General features: G+C 57.6%; 1 protein-coding gene. It reads right to left on the bottom strand.

All coding sequences use genetic code 11. The features are described 5' to 3' along the window. The coding region (locus SB751_RS33580) for a DUF883 family protein (RefSeq protein ID WP_410749443.1) at positions 1 to 171 on the bottom strand (171 nt) is incomplete at its 3' end. Positions 172 to 250: the final 79 nt, after the last annotated feature.

Genomic DNA, 250 nt, shown 5'->3' on the forward strand with positions numbered 1-250 from the left:
CTGAACGTCGGTTGCCTTTTCCTTGGCCTGCTTCAGACGCGACATGGCTTTCTCGCGCAGTTCGGCCGCACGGTCGCCCGTGCTGCTCGCAGCTTGCTTGAGCAGATCCTCGGCGTCCGCGAGAACGGTTTTGATATCCGACATCAGTTTCTCCTTGTTGATTTCCGACATTGCAACTCCCTTCATGCTGTCATGCTGCAGGTTCACATCGTAACGAAACCCCTGCCTGCTGGCGAGCCGGGAACACACG

Origin of the sequence: Cupriavidus sp. SIMBA_020, from assembly GCF_046535395.1 — a bacterium.
Classification (GTDB): domain Bacteria; phylum Pseudomonadota; class Gammaproteobacteria; order Burkholderiales; family Burkholderiaceae; genus Cupriavidus; species Cupriavidus campinensis.